Below are 20521 nucleotides of genomic sequence, written 5' to 3'. Positions count from 1 at the left end.
CAATAAACGGTAATGTTGATGTGGAAAAATTCATCTGTATTACCTCTTTTTTAATGGCCGGAGAACATGTTCAACGGATTCACCAGACAGCAGTAGCAAAAGGGAAGACCCGCTTATGAGCAAAATTTCCGGGTAATCACTGAAATACTTAAAACTGATAAAACCTGTTCGTCCTGTGTGTACAAACAGACCTCTGCATTTTTCTTGTCGGACTAACTCACCAAACTGGCGGACATGTTCAGGACGAACAGCACTGGCAAATCGTTTAGCCTGGACAAGCCACCTTTCCTGACCAATCCAGAACTGACCATCAATACCACCATCACCGCTGTAACTCGGATTACGCCTGACCGGTATTCCTCGCCGCTCTATGGCGGTCAGAATCATCTCCTCGAAAACATAGGGATTAATCTTCCGTAAATATAAAACCTGCTGCCCCGCTTTCAGCTCAGGCAGTTTTAGCAACACCCTGTTAGCCGTCTGTCGATTACGCTGATGTCTGCGGACACGGGCACTTCTTGTATTACACCGCAGCCAAAAAGCTGTGAGTGAAATGAAAGCCAATAATATGAAAACCACTGTGGTCATTGCGCTAATCCATCAGCGGTAATCAGGACAGGGTAATGCGTCAGTTTCAATCGCTGTGCCAAATCACCGCCGCGAACAGGGACCATCTCAGTACCTGGCAAGAGTCCTCTAAGCGTGTTGAGCGCACTTTCAGTCGTAACATTCACTACCATTCCTGTGGCGCCCATCCCTTTCAGTTCAGCACCACGCTGCCGCAGCCAGGCTCGGGAAATATCATCATCGCCAATCACAAAAACAGGGGGCAAACCGGGTAACTGCAGAGGGCGAGACGTCACCTTTCCGGGTGTCATTTCCGGTGTATTAACGGGCAACATATCGGAAATAGACAGCGATGACGGTGGTTCAGGCAAGGAAGAAACATCGGACAAATGCGACTCCTCACCTGAATTAATCGCCTCGAATAATGGTCTGGTTGACTCCCCGCCCAGATCCCCGACCACTGTCAGCGAAGCAAAACAACTAAACGCTGCTGTAAGCAGTGATACACAAAAGATGCCATTGAAATATTTATCGATATTTTTTTTCATTGAGGTTCAACCCAGGTTAATGAGTGACTGGCCAGAGCAACCGGCCCCCCTTCAGGGACCTTAATATCAGGTGCGATCTGACTTAGCTTGCGGCGTACGATAGCCATATATTTTGCTGCCGGCTTACCACCGGCCGGGTGGTGATAACAGCCAGCAGCTTTAATCCAGCTTCCAGGCTGAGCGTCATAGCAGGCACGGAGAATTCGGGCCGCTGCACGAAGATTTGTGTAGGGATCAAAAGCATCACGAAAGGATGGGAAAAGATGCCCGTTCCACCCAAGATTGACCTGGGCTACACCGACATCGATACGCTTGAGAGGGTAGCGCTGCATAAATCCAAGAAGTGCCGCAAAGGCCTCCTCGCGGGTTTCAAAGTGGTATCCTTTCCCTGCTACATTAATAGTCCAGGGCCATGGTTTAGACCCCCATGCGGTTTTACGGGTGCTTTCGGCCATCGCCAGCGAGTAAAGCGATTCTGCCGGAACGCGCTCGGCAGCAGCAATGACCCGATAAGCCTGCGGAACTACCTGAACACTGCTATTTACATTCACGACCGCCAGGCAACCAGTGCTGACAAACCATAAACAGCAAGCCAGTTTCAGAATGCGGCAATTTGCCATCCCTCTTCTCCCTGCTGCAAAATAACTGGCATCTGACCTTGCCCATAGCGCTGCCACAAACCGCGATCATGATTTAGGGTAATTTGCCGATTACGCACTTTTTCGACTGGTATGCCATGGCTTATTGCCCATGATCTGATTTTTTCGTCGCTCACGTCATTTCCGACAAGGTAAATATCTACCGGTCTGTTGTCGGCGATAACAGCAGCAAGCCGAGCATCACAGCGTGAACATGACTCTTTGACAAATAACGCCAGTCTTCCTTGTGTGTCATGAGCGATACCCGCGGCATTCCCCATATTCACGGCCAATGTTTCAGGATAAAGACGAAGCCAGGCAGTGTTTATTTCTCGTTGAAATGCGAGTTCTTTCTCGGTACGGGCGTATTCGTGTTTTACCCACAATTCAGCCAGCCGACGGCGCTCAGATGAATTATCTGTCTCGACGCCCAGGGCAGTGAGAGGATCAAGACCAGGGGACATAATGCCTCTGGCTCCTTTCATCAACGACTGATAGCGACTCCAGTCCTCATCTGAAAGCCCCCATTGTTGACCCTGTTGCTGCGTCTGAACCTGGTTTGCTGATGATGCCTGCAGGGATGTTTGCTGACTCTGATTCGATTGAGTGGTAACTGTTGATGCCGCCACACACAGCGGCAAGGAAAGTACACCTGCCATCAAAATTCTTCTCATCTGATGCTTCATATGTCTGGTCTCTTATTGAACCTGTAAACTCTGTTGGGCACCGTTCACGCTGAAAACAGCGGTACCACTGTCCTGGATAGAACGAAGCGTCCACCCCAGCATCCCGTCTCCCGGTGAAAGCAACCGCATATCTGATATTTGGGAATTTCCACGGGGGATGACGACTGCGAACATCTGCCCGCCGCGCCGCTCAATGCCGGTCAGTACAAACGGTGCTTCAACAGCTGCGCGCCTGACTGACCGCTCAGGCTTTTTTACGATCTGGCCTGTCCCGGATTTTGAAGATGTTTTGCTCTTAGTGACTGGTTGCTGGTTCTGCTTCGATTCTTTCTGAGAAGTGTTGCTTTCAGCTTTGCTCAGCCCGGCAACTCGCGATTCAACCTGTGACAACCGTGAGTTAATGTCATCAATACGTTCAGAGTGTTCGTCTATCGCGGTACGCCGCGCCAGGGCTTCTGAGGAAAGTTTGTTAATGCTTCCTGTTAATTTTGAATGTTCCTCCTGGAAATCAGCTAACTGGTTTTGTACTGATTCAAGCCCTGATGAGACAGACTCGAGCTGCTTCTCGTGTTTCCGGCTTTGAGCTTCGAGCGAAGTAACCGAACCAGACAACTGGCTCATCTGACCGCTGCGAAAAGCGGCATCCAGGGAGTTCACCCGAATACTCAGATCAGAGATTTGCTGTGCCATGATCACAATCGTGGCCACAGAACCAACAAGAGAAACAATGAGGAATCCCAGACCTCCAATCCGGACTATTTTTTTCAGGTTAATGGGAACCAACCGGCGAGCCTCTGGCTCAGCAGGCACAACTTTCGAAGAAGTAACCTCTGGATTTTCAGGTATAACTTCTTCCGGGACGACTTGACTGACTGACATTTCAAAATCCTTATAGCTGCGCAGAACAGCCATAAGGTGCAAAAAACGTCATTCTATGGCGATGATTAACTCATCTGCCATTTCTGAAGTTTTTTTCGGCGGGGAAACCAGGTCGGAGGGGATCATCTGGAAAGGCCACTTTCATAACAGCGCAGCCAAAAACGTCCTTGTTTATGATGTGTTTGAATCCAGGGGTTCACAGAATTTCAGAGCGGATTAATAAGCACACGAGTTGGGTCATTGGCTTTGATATTGCCTGGTGGGGGGAGTCGTTCTCCAGAACGAGCAGCAAGAGCCTGAATTCTGAGAAGCTCAAAAGAGGCTTTCTGGATAACGTCTTCCTTTGTTTGCGCTTCAAGTGAAGGATGTTCAAGATCAGGGAAGCGTAAAACAATACCGTTATTGCTGCTCTCAAGTTCAGCAGGATACGGAACAAAGATCGCCGCCAGTTTCTGCGCCTGTCGTTTACGTATATCGAGTTTACTAACCAGCTGCGTCGCACGAAGGTGGGTATAGCGTTTTAGCATCGTCAGGCTCTTGTGTCCTGATATCGCTGCAATTTCCATAACATTCAGTGTTCCGAGCTCAAAGAGACGGCTTATAGCTTCGTGTCGTAGATCATGAAAATGCAAATCGACAATGCCTAAAGCCTGTATAACTTCTCGCCAGGCGCTTTTAAACCCATTGGATGTATAACTGAAAACAGGTCCGGATAGAGGGCCGGAATACTCTCTTAATACCTTTCTGGCTTTAAAAGACAACGGAACATCCCTTACGCTCCCATTTTTAGTGAGAGGCAAATGAGCGATGCCAATGTGCAGGTCGATATTCTCCCAGCGAAGTGAGAGGATCTCCCCCTGACGCATAGCCGTTTCAAGGGCCAAATGAAAAATGGCTGCCAACTCGATATTTCGTTTTGCCAGCGCCCTGCCAATCTTTCGCTCCTCCTGAGATGTCAATCTTCGGGTTCGCCCTTTGGAGGCCGGTGGTTTTCGTACATGCTCAACAGGGTTATGAGTACATGTTCCCCATTCAATTCGAGCAAGGTTATAAAGGGCAGATAGCAACGCAAGTTCAAGTCGGACACTTGCAGGGCTATTAGTTCGCCCCGTTTTACCACTTACTTCAGAGAGTCGCTGATCACGGTATTCTGCAATATCAACCGAAGTAATCTCATGCATGTATCGCCTGGCAAGAGCTGAACGCTTTATAACATTTATCCGATAAAACTCCTGCAGATGGCCCCGCTTTTGCACAGATGCACAACCGTAATATTTATCAAGAGCTACACCCAGCTCCATTTTCTTAATTCGCTGTCTGAGTTGCATCGCATATTCCTAAAAAGATTAGAAATATATCACATACTACTGTCAATCCGGTGTGTGGAAAAACAATGCTGAAATCGGTGATTTGTTCTTCTCTCCTGATATCGGCTCCGGTCAATCACGTAATATTGGGCAACATAAATATTGTGCATTGTCTCAGACACGATTCGATTACAACAATTACCGTGCCTGCGTTTTGGTAAGAAACTCAAATGGCACATGGACCTTGTCGGCTCCAAAGGTTGGTAATGGGCAAGCGAATTGCGTTGCCGTCTGTTTCTGACAACTGATTTGGCGTCTAATTAGTGGCGCAGTTTGCTATAGCCTGGAAGCACGCTGCACCTTTCGAATTGTTCGGTAAAACGATGTAAAACCGGTCATTTACAGGATCAAGAACCATTGAGTCGGGTGAGTTATGGTTGGAACCATCAGACCAACTTTTTAAAGCATAAGAACCACCTATTGCCACTGTACCTGACGGACAATAAGCAGATGCAACCGCTTTGTTGGCGCAGGTGGTTTCGCCAAAAACGGTTTGCATTTTGATTTTTGATGCGGCTGTCCACACACCGGATTGACAGGTTTATTTAATTGCTAATGCACGCCACGCAATGTTGTTGCTGCGGCTTGAATCTTTGTTTTTTACGCAAACGCGAAATTGGCTTCCATTTATGACTGTAAAGTAAGCAGAGGTTACTCCAGCATTAGCCAGAGAACTAAGATCAGATACACTTCCTGTAAGCGATAGAACCTGGCTTACCAGTACCGGAAATCCGCTGTTGACACAGCTATCGTCGCCAATACCGTATATGGTTCCGAACATTTCTACATGTGATCCATAGTCAATAAATCCTGGGTAAACAGTAGAAATTTCATTTCCTTGCCACACACCGGATTGACAGTTCAATCGATACAGCTTACCCAACATCTTTGAGTGCTGCTTCCGTTGTAACCGATCAGGTCAAGCCACCACGAAGAACCGGACGGATATACACGGCATGTACCATTGTCACCTGCCGACATTAATCCAGAAATAAAGCAGTATTTATGAACACCTGGGACCTGATATGTAACTCCTTTTGTTGAGGTGGTTTCCCACATTGCGACATCAGTGTAATGACCAGAATCTTGAGATTTCCACACACCGGATTGACAGTCAAATTCCGGCACCAGGTAGATTTAAGCAAGTGACAGTGATTGTCCCTCCTGATTCGTAATCACCCCATCGCGTATTGGTAACAAACCAGCGATTTGAACTATCTGCATATACCTTCTGAAATCCACCAAAAGGTGAACCATTTAAGTTCGTCCATGAGCAATAAGCATGGATTCCAATATCACTGTTAGTGACATTTTTCCCCACATCGAAAGCCTGTATCGAGAACTTGTTTTGGGATGATTTCCACGCACCGGATTGACAGGAAAGTATGGCTCCAGTGGCGTCGCGGCTTACAAGGCCGTTTGGTGAACAAACTGCGCCAGCAGTATTGACTCCGTCGAGCTGCAAAACTTCTCCTGTAGAAAGTCTTCCATCAGCCCGCACACTTCCGCCACGAACCTGACCGCTTGTGTAAATATTCTTATTATTTATGACTCGAACCCAGTCATTATCTGACATATAAAAACCGCCGCCATACGTTTCATTTAGCCATCCCTTACTCCCTCGAGTTATGAACCAGCCATTATTTGAACGTATGTCGTTGTTAGCCGTTATTGTATTTCCTGCGGTGACGTTTGAACCGGCAGTAACATTCTGTCCTGTAACAGTTCCATTCGCAGTTATATTTCCAGTGGCCGCCACATCGCCACTGAAATTACCCGTTACGGCATTAATCGTGCCTGCGTTATTAAGATTGTTACCTCCCATATCAATACTGGTATGCATCGTGTTGAGGTCTGGCTTGCCGGTTACCGAAAAACGATAAAGGCGATCATTTTCACCGCGAGCAGCGCCCAGTTCATCTGTGGTCAGTAAAGCCGCAATATGTCCCTGAGTTGTACTTATCCCAAACTGTGAAAGAGGAATAGTCCAGCTGCCCATAGCGCCGGTAGCAGTACCTGATGTCCATATATAGCCGCCCATACCCGAGGTGATATCCATTGATATCTGGCGCAGTGCGAGAAAAGGCAGTGCCGCGCCGTTTTGAGTGTAAACCAGTGCCTGCAGCTGATCTGTATTAGTGGCATTACGAACAACAGCAGCCAGATAAGCCTGTCCGTCTACTGTCGTCTCGCTGAACCCCTGCTCCAGAAATCCGGTGTTTTTCAGCATAGCGGGTGTAACCGTAACCGGGGTCGTGGTGGTGGCACTTGAAAGCAAAGTATCGTAATAACGGCCAGTGTAGCTCTTCACAGCTTGTGTAAAGCGAGATACCTGTGACGCGGTATTCAGCCAGGTCCGTTTTTGCATCCAGTCACTGATAAGGGTAAAGCCCCAGACGCTGACCACCAGGAGAATAATCAATGAAGCACCAGTGCTGAGGATAGCCCAGCCCCGGTCAGTCGTTTTATATGTGAACACAGGCATCACCATGTAATAAGCGGTTGATACAATTTAAACAGGGTCACAGAAATCGCGCCGGCGCACAGCCAGGGTCCCATCGGCCCTCCTTCAGTTATGCGACGAACAGATATCTGCCAGAGCACAAAGAGCACCACGCCGATCAGCAGAGCATTAAGCCCCTCTCGCCCTCCCAACCAGGCCGCAATAGCACCGGCCAACCAGACATCGCCAAGCCCCAGACACTCACGGGCATGAATCCTAAAGGTGACATAACGCCAGACGCCAAAAATCACCAGCGCAGTGGTAGCTGTGAGGAAGTGCCCTATAAAGCCGGGAGCGATAAGAGCGGAAACAAGACCGGCAATAAGACACCTTATCGTCAATTCTCGAGGCAGAAATCCTGTGAACGCATCGGTAAGCGTCAACCTGAAAAGAAAGAGGCAGAACAACAGAGACATCAGTCGCTCCAGTAGCGGCACAGGGGACAGCATCATGCCAGTTGCCGCTGTAGCGTAAAGCCAGATGAAGCCGGTGGATGCAGGGGCGAAAAAAACAGCAAACCATTCCTGATCATCATCCAATATCATCAGGCTGAGACGAACCAGGCTCCTCATAAAACTGAATAAGCTGAGGCATAGAGGAAAAATGATAATGACAGTTGCCCAGGGCATACTCAGCGTCAGCAGTGTCACAGTTTTATTCCCCGTTCATTAAGTAAAAGCCGACGATAAATGGCATAAATCCGGTTGGCATAGGACTCGCGAGTTTCGTGCCGGTCCTTACGAAAACCTGCGTTATAAGAGCCAAGACAGTTCCAGCTTATGCCGCATACCTGAAAATGCTTCGCCAGTATCCAGGTACCTATCTGAACGTTGAGGCACGGACGGTTCAGGAGGTCCTGTGAGCTGCGAATGTAACCCTGCGCTATCAGCGAAGCGATATGCGATGAATTAACCTGCATCAGTCCATAATCGGTACTGAGTGCCTGCCCGGTCTTTTTGTCACGATTAATATTTGTGACATCCGGTCGCAGGCTGCTTTCACCTATGGCTATTGCCTTAACCAGTAGCGGGTCAATGTGGTATTTAGCGCCCGCCGATTCAAAGCAGAATGCATCCACCCGTGGGCAAACCAAAATCAGCAGCAGAAAAGCGGACAGGCGCAGCATGTCATCAGCCGTTATGGGTGAAGACCAGTGTATTGTTACCTGTCATTCCGCTGTCTGATGAGCAGGATTTGCCTGCCTCTTCTGCACTGACCAGACCGTCACTGTAATCGGTACTGTTAATGGTGATAGCACTGAATGCTCCACCGGAACCGAGTTGAGTAGTGATAGAGATGCAGTCTGCCTGCGGAACTTTCTGCGATGTAACTGAAAATCCATTGTTAAATCCATTCGATGCCACAGGTGCCAGAACGACCTGACCACCATAACCGTTCCACATCGTAGCGGTACCGGAACTGGCTGTTCCCTGGATAGTCCAGCCAGCCTTTGGTGCGCCCCCCTGCTGGATAAGCGTTCCCGTCATAGTTGTACCGCTCGTAAAGTTATATCCCCCCTGCGCCTGCTTAAGCTGCTGCGCGTTTGTCACGACGGTCTGGAGATTTGAAACCTCAACGGCAACGGACTTTTTCCCCCAAAGACTCCAGACCAGAGCACCAACTATAGCCAGTACGATAATCGTCCCGATCGCAATGGTACCGTGTTCAAGAATGCCCCAGCCCCGGTCAGGCTGATGTTGGCGATGTGGTAATGTCTGAGCTGACATGGCGGTTCCTTAGTGTAAGTTGAAAGTGTTCATGTCCTGAATCTGCATCACCATCATCAGGATGAGTAAGAAGAAACTCATAATCAGAACGAGAGAAAAGAGTTTGGTGGCATTCGCCCGACGCGCGACGCGCGCGAGCGCCTGTTCCAGCCAGCGGTCCGCATAATTGGTGATGAGCGAAGCAGCACCATCCCCCTTATCCAGAAGAGAGAGATAGTTCACAGCCTCACGGCTCGGAAAATCATATCCGCTGTTACGCAGAGCTCTGCCAAGTGAATCGCCTTCACTCATGCACTCCATCGCTGCCTCGATGCGTTCCTGCAGCCAGGGCGGTGCAAAACCGTTAAGGATCTGCAAAGCTTTGAGTTCCTGGACACCCGAACCAAGAAGCGCGCCAATATTCATAAGGAATACAGCTCCCTGCAGGTCTTTATAAACAGACCATGGTAGTAACCAGTCAGCACAGCGCCTGAGACGGCCGCGCCAGCGGGGCAACGACCAGAAAGACAGCAGCACAAGCCCTGCGGCTGTAGCGGCAGAAGCAACACCCCACTCGGAACTCCACTTCGCTACTCCATTCATAAACCCGAGTGCACCGGTCCAGCGAGCTGGATCGGACATTTTGCTCATGGTGGGAACAAGTGCGAGATTGTTGGCCAGTAGTAGCCCCGTACTCAGGATGGCAAGCGCGGCAGGAAATACTGACGCAAAAATTACCTGCCCAAGAATTCGCCGACGGGCAACAATCAACTTATCAGCCTGCATCAGCGCGGCAGGAATATTACCGGTTTCCATTCCGGCGCTGATAAGCGCGGCCTCTTCGTAAGGTGCCCAGGCAGCCAGAACATCCTGCAGCGCGCGGCCAGGACGGTTGTCGTTCACACCCTCGATGCAGTCCTGAACAAGTTCATAATAAGGATGCCAGCGCCTGCCAAAATCAGTATGTACATCGCCGATCATGGTCAGCGCGTCTTTCAGGGCCTTACGGTTTTCAAGAAGAAAGCGCAGCGTTTCGTAAAATGGCTGGCGGTATTTCCCAGTAAAAGTGGCTCTGACAAGCCGGTAGCGAATCCTTTCAGGGAACGACATTTCCCGGGATGGATAAAAATGGCTGTCACTTTCCATCAGGCACCTCACAATCCATGATGTCATCCTCATCCAGCGGACAGATGAGATCGCCTTCCAGCGGATCAACAAGACCCTCTGCCAGATAACGCAACAGATGCATGCGGCGAGTAATCCCCCCCTGGTTTATCCAGTACTTTCTGGCAACTGAAGGCCCATGTGAAAGCCAAAGTTGCATCAGGCGAGCATCTGTCCGGACAACTTCGGCAATAGCTGTTCGCCCTGTAACGCCACGACTGATAATGCGTCCGGTCAGTGGTACCGTTTTCCGGCAGTGTTCACATCCCTCATAGTTGCGGAAGAAGAGATTTTTCGGTTCGCACAAGCCCGCGACAGAACAATATTTTTCGAGACGCGCGCGGGTTTCTTCATCAAGCTCAGGGACTTTGACTTCCCACGGTACCCGGCAGTGTTCACACAACAGCGGCACCAGACGCTGGCCAATCAGGCCGGTGATGAGTGCAGCATCCGCCAGAAGGTGGCGATCAATACCGAAATGCTCCATACGACGCAGGGAGCCGATAGGGCTCTGGGTGTGCAGGGTCGACAGCACCAGGTGGCCGGTTTCACTGGCGAAAATGGCGGCGAGAAGGGAATACAGGTCACGGATCTCACCGTTCAGGATGGCATCCGGATCGAGACGAAGTGCAGAGGCGTTTCCGTTACTCCAGGCGCGGCTGATGGCCTCCGGTGAATTGTCTTCAGGCATAACGGGGGTCTGAATACCACCCGGAATACGCCCCTCGGGCGGGTTTTCCAGCGTGAGCAGGCGCTTTTTACCGCCGGTCAGTTTCAGCCAGATATCACTGAACACGCGCAGCGTGGCGCTCTTCCCTGAACCAGTAGGCCCGGTCAGCAGCGTCATGCCTTCCGGCATACGCAGGATCTGCATGATGAGCTTAATCTGCTCAGGCAAAAAACCCAGTTGCGGCAGCGTCGGTATATTGTCCCCGTCATCCGGGATCAGACGCATGACCACTATCAGCCCATCCGGAGTAGGACGGTGTTCGTAGCGGGCGCCATAGAGGCCGGCGCGGCGGGCGAACTTTGCATCGATGCGCCCTGACTGCTCACGACCGGCAAAGAATGACTGCTCGCGCACGTCGCACATGGAAAGATAAGATGTGGAGGCCAGCGTCATACCCTCCACATCTTTCACTTCATCCACCACCTCCAGCTCGCCGTGAATACGCAACTGAACGATGCAAATCTTGCGATCACCGCTTATTTCCATATGAATATCAGAGGCATTAAAGTCGTTACCCAGCCTCATATAGCTGATGACCTTATCCTGCGACACACTGACGTCACGGTTACTTAGATCCGCCTCGCTCACACCCTGGTTAAGCCCACGGCCCTGACGTTCTGCCACTTCACGCCGCCGGTTCAGTTCGCTGAGTGTAACAAACTCAGTTTTTGCATCAGCCCATGTCCGGGTGACATCCATAACCCAGCGCTGTATGTCAGGGTCTTTTCGCCGGTTGCCGTCGATGAGTAGCGTAACCCCTCCAGACGGATGCTGCTCGGCAAAGACAAAATCCATGATTTCTTTATCAGGAGACATCATCACCTCAGAATGAAAGTTCAGAATTGTCGCTGAGGCGTACGATCGTGGACGTAACCTCCGTGACCCGCTTTGAGGTTCCGGGAAGCTGATCGCCTTTTGCTACTTCTGTGACTCCGCCATCAGGCAGAACAATGCGTGCACGCAACTGCGAGCCACGGCCGTAAATCTCCTGAAGGCGCACACCACCGGTCCGCTTTTCACCGACTGCACTGGCAGTCTGTTGTGAAGGAGCTGGCTGCGCCATAAGCGGCATGGCAGGCTGGGCGGCAGTAGACAGATAATTCCTGTCAGTACTCTGTCCGGACTGGCTTTCACGCAGCTGCTGCTCCAGACGCGCCGTCTGCACTTTCTGCTCCAGAATGAGGTTGCGCGCCTGAGCTGCTTCAAGTTCGCCAAGCGTAACGTTCGGCGGAAGCGCATCACTGGTTACGGTTGCCACTGCCTGCCCGCAGAACAGAGCGGACAGCAGCAGGCCCGTTCCCGCGGGATTAATTCTGCGCATAAATGCTCCCCTTCATGGTGTAGTCGAACTGCCCCTGCGGGCTCATGGTGATTGACACGCTGTTCAGGCGGAGCCCGGTCGCATCAAAATCCTGCAGCAGACGTTCAGGCTGCAAACGCGAGCTGACAGTAAAAGTGAATTCGCGCCAGTCCTGTACGGGCATGGTTTTCTCTTGTCCTGGCGCGACCGCTGGCGGTTTCACTTCACTGAACTTGACTTCCAGGTTGCGGCGCTGCAGGTGCGAAATGAAACGCATCAGTTGGGCATCCGCGCCAGGCAAGGCCTCGTCGGTATACTCACTTACGCTGTATTTCCGGAAGGGAATGAATACGTCGCCGTTTTTACCTCCCTCCTGAAGGTTGAAAACAGCAGAATGCCCAAGAAGCACCCTCGCGCGGTGGGAGAAATCCTCCACCGTAGCACCAGGTGTGGCGAGGTAACGCAAGCGCAGGCCTTCAGGGACACATTCACCGTCCGTAAAGCGCCAGCCAGCCACCGAGGCGAAAAGTGGTTCGCGTGTCAGCCAGCAATTACCAAGTAAAAGCGAAACTGGTGGCTGAGAGGCCCATGGATGTGGCGCTCGGGCTGGCGCAGCTGGCTTATCAGCAGACATCGCCATTCGGGCGCGAAACTCTGCCATTGCAGCAGCCTGTTCCGCTTTTTGCTGAACGTCGTCGTACCAGTAAATTCCTGCTGCTGCCACGAGTGTAATAAGCGCAGCAGGCATAATAAGCGACATCGTCGTCAGGCGCTTACCCAGGCGGCAACGCTTCAGTTGCGAACGGTTCAGCCTGTCAGTGAGCGAGGTTGCATCACAATTATCATCTGCGGTTGCAGCACAGCGCAGACCCGGTGTATCAGCATCGTTAAAACGCAGGAAGTTTTCTGCTGCTGATTCTATCTTCGCGCGTGAACCGGTCACATCACCCATGACAGAAAGCTGCCCACCGCTGGCTGCAAAGAAAACCCAGAGATCTTCGTTGCGGCTGAGGCGGTATATCCCCCATGTATTTCCCCCTTCAGACAGCAGGAATGCTACTGCAAGAGAGTAAGGGCTACGTCGCACACGCCCGGGGGAAACGACCCCCATCATTGATGCGTTACGCCTGCCGGCAACTACTACATGCGTGTCAGGTGAGGCTTTTCCCCGGAATCGCGTTAACAGTGCGCTCCGCTGCTGCTCCCAATGAAGTCCTGCCATCCAGTCGCGACGGTTGTGGGTGACGCGAATGCCGCTACGGAGTGAAGATTTTTTCTTTGATGACATGGATTACCTCAGCAGAACAGGGGTGATCATAATCACGAGCGTGTTACGACCGCGCGTACCGTTCTGGCCACCGCCCAGGATAAAGTTGTCGGGTGTGAATGTTCCCTGCTTGTTTGCAGAAAGGTTCTGTTGCTCAGATCCGGTTAATACCAGTGTCTGGCCTGAGCGCAGGTTAACTTTACGTGCCAGCCCCTGTGTCGAGGTATTCGGTATATCGTTACGGGTATTCCCGTCCCTACTGATAAATTTCTCTATCTGCGGTGGACTGGTATAGCTAAAAGCGAACTGCAGTTGCACGTCACCGTTTTCCTGGATGAACGGCAGCATGGTCATGAACAAACCGGTGGTGATTGTGGTTACGGTCTGTGAGGAAGTAACCCCGACATTAGCTGTTGCAGTTGAACTGGAACTTGTCAGAACGCCCTGTTGGTTTGAGAGCTGATAAGCTACCGGCGTCAAATTTGCTGTTGGGTCGGTCTGGTTCAGCGCCATGCTGACGTTGCCCTGCTCGGAAAGCGCTTTAATCAGCAGGCTGGAGCCGGAAAATTTGGCGGCATTGCCTGTTGCCGTGTCGAGAATCGAAATGCCGGCACTGCCTGCTGAAGTCGAAGCATTGGCCATTGAACCGGTCAGAGTGGCGCCAAAATTGTGCAGGGATTTGTATACGAGCCCCCAGTCAAGACCCAGTTGCTCATTACGCGTCTGGTTGACGCTGACAATCTGTATGTTGAGCTGGACCTGCCTGCTTAGAACCTTATTCTGATACTCAATGTAACGACCAATACGCTCCAGAACGTCCGGTGTGTCAGTAACACTCAACGTGCCAGTAGCTGCTGAAAGCCAGAAACGACCAGATTTTGGCGTCAGCATCTGCTCGATGGTTTTACGAATGTCGTCGTACAGGTCGCTGTTCATGCCATAATCGGTCTTCTGATTAGAGCTAATGTCTCCGCTAGTCCCCCCCGATGTGCCGCCACCGCTGCCCAGCTGATTGCCAGAGCCGGAGTTAATTGATGCGCTACTGTTTACTTTCGTATTCAGGATAACGAGCTGAAAAGTGCGGGTATCCTGTCGATAAAAATAAACTCCGTTTCCGTCACTGCGCCATGACAGCCCGTACCCGCTGGCTTCGACATCGAGCAGATCACGAACATCTCCCTGGAATTTAAGGCCACGCATGAGCGCCGGTGATGGCTGAACGGAGACGGGCTGAGCTGACGTAGCCCCCATCTGTGCCAGGGGAACCCGACCATTGTCATCCGGCGCCGGCAGTTGACCACTCATCTGAGAAGTTACCACGCTGCCGGTACTCACGTTGCTCAGCGCAGCAAATGCATCTGGTGTGATGGAGACTCGTATACCACATAGCGCAGTGATGCGCTGTCCCAGCTCAGGCAGTGAAATGCCGTCAGGACGATTAATCGTTATCTGACAGGGAGGCAGATTCTTTTCGTCCGGAGTGGAGACCACCGGCGTGACTGGCTGCAGGTTTACCCAGGGCTTATCCATCCAGACAACAGTTGGTTGTGATATGGACTGACGACTCTGCAACACTCGCTGAGCCGTATCGGCCTGCCCAACGGCTTCCTTGTCTATTTTGCTGATTTCATTCAGCGAACATGATGACAGCACAAACGCAGCGGTAAGTACTGTCAGGCAGAAAGGTATACGCGGCATCCGCAGCTCCCTGATTCTGTTAGTTAAGATAAACAATGCTGCCTTCCGTCACACCGGACGGCAGAGACAGGTTCATATCAGTGCCATCCGCCATCCGCAGACGACCGCCTCTGACGGTCAGGGCAAGCGCAGAAGTCACTGAGCGGGCGCGCAACGCGGCATAAACACCGTCTGTTTCAGGTACCCAGATCCACAGGCGACCGTTCTGAATAATGCTTTTGATACGACTGTCTGGTAACGGCACCATTCCAGTCAGTGCGGTTGATACGGGGCCATCTGTTATGGACCGCCCGTGACGCCAGTTATTTACGACATCAGCAGTCCGAAGCATGTCTGCTGCAAGCTGTTCAGGCTGAGTCTGCTGCAGCGCAAGCCGTACATGCTCTGATGAGTGGTGCTGTGCATCACCGGCTATCAAGATGATGACAAGACAAAGCGCGAAAACTGGCAGCGCATATCCCATATCATTTCCCGTCCTGAATCGGCTTATCGTCCACGAATACCAGGCACTGAAGACGATTTGGTGCTGCATAGAGGGGTTTTTCTGCAGGGCGATATAACCTAAACAGCTGCACGATAACCGACTCGAAATTACCGCGCAGCGTAAATGGTACATCGATGCGGTAGTTCACAGGCGTTGGCCAGATAACTACCCAGGTAGGACTACTGCCACTCTCACAGCGAACCGATGTAGCCCATTGGATCAGAGTCTCTTTTAACGTAGTGCCTGCCTGCGCGGTCCAGGCCTGTCCGTCTGGTAACGAGGAAAGCAATGCTCCCGGAGTGAAAACAGTTTTTCCGCTGACCGGAGCAGTAGGAGAGATAACAGTGGAAGGTGGATTACTGTTCTGAACTGTTCCACCTGGTTTCACTGCACCAGATGGAGTTAAAGGCACACCAAGAGCAGCTTTATTCAGAGGTGTTGACGCAACTGACAATGCTGACGGCGCAGGCGCAGGCGCAGGAGCCAACTCTGTTGATGGTTTTACCTTGCCAGATGTTAACTTAGCTGCGGGACTTGCCTGTGTTTTCTGCACCGGAACCTTAGATTTTTCCCCAGGCTCGCTGGCAGAGAACGGGTTACGAGGTGTTTTTGCTGTCGTTGCAACAGATAAAGGAGAAACAGCTTGAGAGGTAACTTTTGGTGTCCCTGGTGACAAAATGGAACTTTCCGGCCGAGCCGGGGGCAACGGATAGCTGTTATTTCCAGTACCAGAAAGTCCCTTAGAACTGTTAAGTAGTGTACCTGTAGAAGCCGATTTCCCTGTTCCCTGACTTGCTACACTCGCCTGCAAGGGACCTGTTGTTGAGAGGGCAAGATGTCGGTATTCATCACGCAGAACGAAACAAATTTCTCGATTCAGGTCATCTACGCGCATACGCCAGGCAGGCCCGGCCAGGATTTGTAAAGCATCTCCAAGCTTCACAGGTCCTATTGAACGCTGCACAGCCGGTAATGGTTTAACGAACAATTCAGAGAATACACCCGGTTCGCCTGAACACAGTGAATAACCTGATTCAAGCATCACGTATCGCATACCTTCCCCAATCGTATTCACCATCTGCAAAGGCATCCTGATATCGATAATCTGATTCAGTGGGTCACGCTGAGCATCTACAGGTAGCGTACTGGCAAGTGTGTAACGATCGTAACGAACAACTTCAGGGGAACGGTTTTGATAAAGATCCTGAACACGGGGAGAGCCCTGAAGCCTGCTCATGGGTCCAGAGCGAGAACTAAAGTCTGTGCAGCCAGCGGCAAGCAGACATAGCGTGATGGCCCCAAGCCGATAACGTGTCTGCAGGTTTATTTTTACCATCAGGAATCCCCAGGAGTTGTCCGAAACAAGTCGGATATTCTGGCGGGGATGCCTTTTCGGACAATGCAAAACTATTACTGAGAACTGAAGAAAATTTCCTCGGTGGGGCAACCGCGAAAGACCAGGATAACCAGTTTCAAGGGCTTTCACCGTTTTCGGGCGCAGGGAAAGGAGCTACACGAGACCGATTTATCCAGCCAGTTGGCAATATTTTAAAATGTATTCGCTTAGATTTGACCTGATACAGCTATGGCACAGAGCCAAACCTAATCTGACAGGCAGCTCTGTGCCAGGAGCGGACGTTAAATTGTTCTGACCACTTCTCAAATCGCGCTCAAACTTTATTTAGAATGGTTGTTTTTGCACTTTTTTCAGTTTCGCAATCTGTAATGTAATTGCAGGTAGCTTGCTCTCTGCCCTCTTAATTCAGATGGCTTCGAAGCATAGTGCAGAATGCGCAACCGTAACCTGTGACCGGAGAGGCATTACAGGTTCCGGCGAGCGATGGGCCTGAGTGGCTGAGGTTAAAACTGCTAAAAATACTGGCTTCAATCGCAGTGAGTTTATTCGTGGAGATCGTGGTCGTCGGGGAGAGTTCAGATTTAAATGCCAGCGCACTGAATGAGGTCACTGCCAGGGATGCAACGATAATTTTATGAATTTTCATTTGAGTTATCCTGAATGAACAACATACGACAATCCTTCACTGTAACCTGACATCAATGTGTTATTCGCTCGTGGCAAACGTGAGTTTTTCCGGGCATTGAATCATTGACGCTTTGACACTCGGACCTTGACTATCTTGTGCAGGTCGTAGAATAAATAAGCGGGACGAATCGGAGAAAACGAAAGAAGATTGTAACATTCCGTCACACATTTCCGCGCTGGCCCTTCTTTACAATCATTGCTGTGCTGATTTAATGTTATGTTATAACATACATTCCAGGGGCTCGTATGCTTTCTCCAACGCTTTTTTCACTCTCTCTTCTCCTGCGACTGGGCGTGGGCATACTCATTTTAAGTGTTTTATGGGCTGCCGTTCAGTGGGCGATCGCACTGCCATGATTGAGCTTCAGGAACTCAGCGTCGGTTATAACCATTCTCCCGTGACATCCATCATCAGTGGACATATTGCAGTTGGCAGCATGACTGCAATCGTCGGTGAAAATGGGTGCGGCAAATCGACGTTACTCAAAACTCTGGCCGGTTTTCTCCCTCCTGTGAATGGCCATATTATCTGGCCACACGGGCGTCCGGACACGGGATGGCTTGCCCAGCGAAATACCCTGGAGTCCGATTTCCCGATAGTCGTCCAGGATGTAGTGAGCATGGGGCTCTGGCCGCGAGTGTCACTTTTTCGCAGTATCCGCCGCAGCGAGCGCTTGCGAATTGCGGCCGCACTTGAGCGTGTGGGGTTGCTGCATCTCGCAAAAAGCCCTATTGAGACGCTTTCAGGTGGGCAATTTCAGAGAATGCTTTTTGCCAGAGTCTGGTTACAGCAGGCTCCATTGATCATGCTGGATGAACCGTTGACCGGGGTAGATGAAAACACCAGTCATGTCCTGATGTCATTGATCGAAGAAATGCATCAACGGGGACAAACGATTCTGGCCGTTCTGCACGATACCACGCGGGTGCAGCGCTATTTTCCTTCTGTATTGCGTCTGGAAAGTGAGCGCAGCTACTGGCAAACGCAAGTGCACAAGGAGTGTGTGTCATGACGTTACATTTCCTTATTCAGCCTTTTATTGAATATGGCTTTATGCGTCGGGCGCTTGTGGCGTGTCTGGCGCTGTCGCTTAGCACTACCACACTGGGCGTTTTCTTATTTCTCCGGCGAATGAGCCTGGTGGGTGATGCGTTGTCACACGCTATTTTGCCCGGCGTAGCCATTGGTTATCTGCTCAGTGGCATGTCGCTGTTTGCAATGGCGACAGGGGGATTTATCGCCGGTATTGTTGTTGCACTGGTAGCCGGATGGGTCAGCAGGCAAACGCCGCTTAAGGAAGATGCCAGCTTTGCCGGATTATATCTTGGCTCGCTGGCGCTCGGTGTCACGCTGGTGTCGTTACACGGATCCAGCGTGGACCTGCTGCATCTTCTCTTCGGCTCGATTCTGGCGGTCGACCGGGCGTCCCTAATTTTCGTCGCTGCGGTAGCGACACTAACCCTGCTTAGTCTGGCGGTATGCTACCGGGGACTGGTGAGCGAGGTATTTGACAGTACGTGGCTTGAGGTCAATAAAAAGCGCCTGCCCACTCTGTTTCACACGCTGTTTCTGGGTCTTCTGGTTCTCAATCTGGTGGCGGGTTTTCAGGTGCTCGGCACGCTGATGGTTGTCGGTGTGATGATGCTGCCAGCGGTTGCTGCACGATGCTGGATGCAAACTTTACCAGGAATTCTACTGCTGGCAGGTGTGGTGGGTGTCCTGTGCTCGTGGCTTGGGCTCAGTATTTCCTGGGCTATCGCGTTACCCGCAGGGCCATCTGTCGTGCTCTGTGCCAGTATCTTTTTCTTTTTTTCTATTTTATTTGGCGGGCGTAGCAGACTGGTTGTCACTCTGTTGCGCCATTTTTTTGGTAAGGAGTGATAATGAAACGTACAGCACTTTTTCTGGCACTCAGTATGGGGTTCATGGCGCACAGCGCCAGCGCGAAAACCATTAATGTGGTCACCAGCTTTTCCATTCTTGGCGATATGGTGCAACAAGTGGGAGGAGAGCACGTTAGCGTGAAAGCGCTTGTCGGGCCTGACGGCGATCCGCATACCTTTGAACCATCACCGCAGGATAGCGCCGCTATCGCCAGCGCGGATATTGTAGTAGTCAACGGTCTGGGGCTGGAAGGCAGGCTGGACAGACTCATTAAGGCGTCAGGCTTCAAAGGCACACTGATCGTCGCCTCTGAGGGTGTTAAAACGCATACTATGGATGAGGATGGTGAAACCGTGGTTGATCCTCATGCCTGGAACAGCGCGGCGAATGGCGCACAGTATGCACAGAACATCGTGAATGGGCTTATCAGTGCAGATCCTGAAGATAAGGAGGCGTTGAGAAAATCCGGTGAGGACTATATTGCGCAGTTGAAAGCACTTGATGACTGGGCGAAAAACCGTTTCAGTGGTATTCCTGAAGCAAAACGCATTGTCCTGACCAGCCACGACACGTTTGGTTACTTTAGCCGCGCATATAACGTCCGTTTCCTCTCGGCGCAAGGCCTTTCCTCTGAAAGCGAAGCCAGTGCAAAAGATGTTGCCGAGTTAATTGAACAGATTAAAGCGGATCATGTTACAACCTGGTTCATGGAAAATCAGCTCGACCCGCGTCTGGTCAAACAAATCGCCAGGGCAACCGGTGCGAAGCCTGGTGGTGAGTTGTACCCTGAAGCGCTCTCACCAAAAGGTGGCCCGGCGGATACTTATACGAAAGCGTTCAGACATAATGTTGATACCATCGCTGACAGTATGAAGTAACGATTTAAGCCAGGGATCACTCTGTGTGGCGCCTGAACGGAGACGTGCCAGTACAGCTCTTCGTTCAGGATTATTATCCGCATCCCCGGGACGGACATCTCAACTTAGATTCTACAAGAGCTTGTTAAAGCTGATTTCAGCTGTTCGTGGGCAAAGATGAAATGTCCGCTTTTCGCT

22 protein-coding genes are annotated in these 20521 nt (G+C 51.1%); 3 read left to right on the top strand and 19 right to left on the bottom strand.

The window, feature by feature from the left end; all coding sequences use genetic code 11:
• Positions 1-39: 39 nt before the first annotated feature.
• The 19 genes from F384_RS23315 to F384_RS23230 all read right to left on the bottom strand — a co-directional run bounded on the left by F384_RS23315 (position 40) and on the right by F384_RS23230 (position 17540).
• The gene (locus F384_RS23315) at positions 40-588 is read right to left on the bottom strand and encodes a restriction endonuclease (protein WP_032676577.1); all 549 of its coding nucleotides are present in this window, start codon (positions 586-588) and stop codon (positions 40-42) included.
• Positions 585-1115, bottom strand: coding sequence for an integrating conjugative element protein (locus F384_RS23310; RefSeq protein WP_032676576.1), 531 nt, complete (start codon positions 1113-1115; stop codon positions 585-587). The genes F384_RS23315 and F384_RS23310 overlap by 4 nt, the downstream gene beginning before the upstream one ends.
• Complete coding sequence (locus tag F384_RS23305; RefSeq protein ID WP_032676575.1) at positions 1112-1735, bottom strand: transglycosylase SLT domain-containing protein; 624 nt, start codon at positions 1733-1735, stop codon at positions 1112-1114. The genes F384_RS23310 and F384_RS23305 overlap by 4 nt, the downstream gene beginning before the upstream one ends.
• Positions 1714-2427: a TIGR03759 family integrating conjugative element protein gene (locus F384_RS23300; RefSeq protein ID WP_032676698.1), complete on the bottom strand. Its 714-nt coding sequence runs from the start codon at positions 2425-2427 to the stop codon at positions 1714-1716. Before F384_RS23300 ends, F384_RS23305 begins: the two co-directional genes overlap by 22 nt.
• Before the next feature lie 24 nt (positions 2428-2451).
• A complete protein-coding gene (locus F384_RS23295) occupies positions 2452-3318 on the bottom strand; it encodes a hypothetical protein (RefSeq protein WP_032676574.1) in 867 nt (288 codons plus the stop codon).
• A 206-nt stretch (positions 3319-3524) separates the two neighbouring features.
• A complete protein-coding gene (locus tag F384_RS23290) occupies positions 3525-4646 on the bottom strand; it encodes a site-specific integrase (protein WP_032676573.1) in 1122 nt (373 codons plus the stop codon).
• A gap of 580 nt (positions 4647-5226) precedes the next feature.
• Entirely contained in the window at positions 5227-5571 is a 345-nt protein-coding gene (locus F384_RS30040; RefSeq protein WP_131820570.1) for a hypothetical protein, read from the bottom strand.
• Between the two features lie 228 nt (positions 5572-5799).
• On the bottom strand, positions 5800-7170 hold the full coding sequence (gene pilV / locus F384_RS23285; RefSeq protein WP_046494121.1) for a shufflon system plasmid conjugative transfer pilus tip adhesin PilV: 1371 nt from the start codon (positions 7168-7170) through the stop codon (positions 5800-5802).
• Positions 7170-7838, bottom strand: coding sequence for an A24 family peptidase (locus F384_RS23280; protein WP_032676571.1), 669 nt, complete (start codon positions 7836-7838; stop codon positions 7170-7172). The genes pilV and F384_RS23280 overlap by 1 nt, the downstream gene beginning before the upstream one ends.
• Positions 7835-8314, bottom strand: coding sequence for a lytic transglycosylase domain-containing protein (locus F384_RS23275; protein ID WP_032676569.1), 480 nt, complete (start codon positions 8312-8314; stop codon positions 7835-7837). Before F384_RS23275 ends, F384_RS23280 begins: the two co-directional genes overlap by 4 nt.
• Before the next feature lie 4 nt (positions 8315-8318).
• On the bottom strand, positions 8319-8915 hold the full coding sequence (locus F384_RS23270; RefSeq protein WP_032676568.1) for a type 4 pilus major pilin: 597 nt from the start codon (positions 8913-8915) through the stop codon (positions 8319-8321).
• A gap of 9 nt (positions 8916-8924) precedes the next feature.
• Positions 8925-10040 carry a type II secretion system F family protein gene (locus tag F384_RS23265; protein WP_032676566.1) on the bottom strand — a complete coding sequence of 372 codons (1116 nt, stop codon included), beginning with the start codon at positions 10038-10040 and terminating at the stop codon, positions 8925-8927.
• Positions 10030-11604, bottom strand: coding sequence for a GspE/PulE family protein (locus F384_RS23260; RefSeq protein WP_032676564.1), 1575 nt, complete (start codon positions 11602-11604; stop codon positions 10030-10032). Before F384_RS23260 ends, F384_RS23265 begins: the two co-directional genes overlap by 11 nt.
• A gap of 7 nt (positions 11605-11611) precedes the next feature.
• Complete coding sequence (pilP, locus tag F384_RS23255; protein ID WP_001252747.1) at positions 11612-12109, bottom strand: type IV pilus biogenesis protein PilP; 498 nt, start codon at positions 12107-12109, stop codon at positions 11612-11614.
• Positions 12096-13376, bottom strand: coding sequence for a type 4b pilus protein PilO2 (gene pilO2 / locus F384_RS23250; RefSeq protein ID WP_071886859.1), 1281 nt, complete (start codon positions 13374-13376; stop codon positions 12096-12098). Before pilO2 ends, pilP begins: the two co-directional genes overlap by 14 nt.
• Positions 13377-13379: 3 nt before the next feature.
• Positions 13380-15053: a PilN family type IVB pilus formation outer membrane protein gene (locus F384_RS23245; RefSeq protein WP_032676562.1), complete on the bottom strand. Its 1674-nt coding sequence runs from the start codon at positions 15051-15053 to the stop codon at positions 13380-13382.
• A 19-nt stretch (positions 15054-15072) separates the two neighbouring features.
• Positions 15073-15516 carry a type IV pilus biogenesis protein PilM gene (gene pilM / locus F384_RS23240; protein ID WP_032676561.1) on the bottom strand — a complete coding sequence of 148 codons (444 nt, stop codon included), beginning with the start codon at positions 15514-15516 and terminating at the stop codon, positions 15073-15075.
• Between the two features lies 1 nt (position 15517).
• A complete protein-coding gene (locus F384_RS23235) occupies positions 15518-16873 on the bottom strand; it encodes a TcpQ domain-containing protein (protein WP_046092721.1) in 1356 nt (451 codons plus the stop codon).
• Between the two features lie 421 nt (positions 16874-17294).
• Positions 17295-17540, bottom strand: coding sequence for a hypothetical protein (locus F384_RS23230; protein ID WP_032676559.1), 246 nt, complete (start codon positions 17538-17540; stop codon positions 17295-17297).
• 394 nt (positions 17541-17934) lie between these two features.
• Here F384_RS23230 and F384_RS23225 point away from each other — a divergent pair, with 394 nt between their 5' ends.
• The 3 genes from F384_RS23225 to F384_RS23215 are packed head-to-tail and all read left to right on the top strand — an operon-like array spanning position 17935 to position 20344.
• Entirely contained in the window at positions 17935-18594 is a 660-nt protein-coding gene (locus F384_RS23225) for a metal ABC transporter ATP-binding protein (protein WP_032676558.1), read from the top strand.
• On the top strand, positions 18591-19463 hold the full coding sequence (locus F384_RS23220; protein WP_032676557.1) for a metal ABC transporter permease: 873 nt from the start codon (positions 18591-18593) through the stop codon (positions 19461-19463). Before F384_RS23225 ends, F384_RS23220 begins: the two co-directional genes overlap by 4 nt.
• Before the next feature lie 2 nt (positions 19464-19465).
• Entirely contained in the window at positions 19466-20344 is an 879-nt protein-coding gene (locus tag F384_RS23215; RefSeq protein WP_032676556.1) for a metal ABC transporter substrate-binding protein, read from the top strand.
• The last annotated feature ends 177 nt before the right edge of the window (positions 20345-20521 follow it).

It is taken from the genome of Citrobacter amalonaticus Y19 (assembly GCF_000981805.1).
Taxonomy (GTDB): domain Bacteria; phylum Pseudomonadota; class Gammaproteobacteria; order Enterobacterales; family Enterobacteriaceae; genus Citrobacter_A; species Citrobacter_A amalonaticus_C.
The sequence above is the reverse complement of the archived record's forward strand: the minus strand, read 5'-3'. Positions and strand labels throughout refer to the sequence as shown.